Origin of the sequence: Streptomyces chiangmaiensis (genome assembly GCF_036281785.1) — a bacterium.
Classification (GTDB): domain Bacteria; phylum Actinomycetota; class Actinomycetes; order Streptomycetales; family Streptomycetaceae; genus Streptomyces; species Streptomyces chiangmaiensis.
In genome coordinates this window covers 1-602 of the sequence record NZ_JAYWVC010000726.1, presented here as the reverse complement: position 1 = coordinate 602, position 602 = coordinate 1, and the positions used below count along the sequence as shown (strand labels likewise).

The following is a 602-nucleotide window of genomic DNA, read 5'->3' as shown; positions in this document are numbered from 1 at the left end:
TGTCAATGGCCTTGAAGTTATCCCCGTAGGCGGCCAGGAGTTCTCCCCGCTGGCGGCCATGTGGGCTTCCCCAACGGCGGCCAGTTATCTCCCCGCCGTGGGTGGTGTCGTGGTCAGCTGAAGGGCTTGACGCCCTGGCCGGAAGTGGCCTGGGCGAGCCGGAAGCTGTCACCCTGGGTGACGACGATGTGGGCGTGGTGCATGAGTCGGTCGACGGTGGCCGTGGCCAGGGTCTTCGGCATGATCTCGTCGAACCCGGAGGGGTGCAGGTTGCTGCTGACCGCGAGCGCGCGCCGTTCGTAGGCGGCGTCGACCAGCCGGTAGAAGCCCTCGGCGGCGTCGGGGCTGACCGGGAGGAGGCCGATGTCATCAACGATGATCAAATCGGAGCGGATGATCCGGGCCAGAGCGCGGGCGATGGAGTCGTCGGCGCGGTGTCGGCGGACCAGCGCTCCGAGGTCCTCGATGGTGAACCAGGCGACCGTCATCCCGGCCTCGACCGCGGTCTGGCCGAGTGCCTCGGTGAAGTGGCTTTTCCCGGTGCCGGAGGGTCCGCAGACACAAAGGCTCTCGCGGCGGCGGACCCATTCCAGGGTCTTGAG

At 67.9% G+C, this 602-nt stretch carries 1 protein-coding gene; it reads right to left on the bottom strand.

Features of this window, described 5'->3' with window-relative positions; all coding sequences use genetic code 11:
- Positions 1-113: 113 nt before the first annotated feature.
- Positions 114-602: ATP-binding protein (locus VXC91_RS46640; protein WP_329513372.1), on the bottom strand; the 489-nt coding region annotated here is incomplete at its 5' end.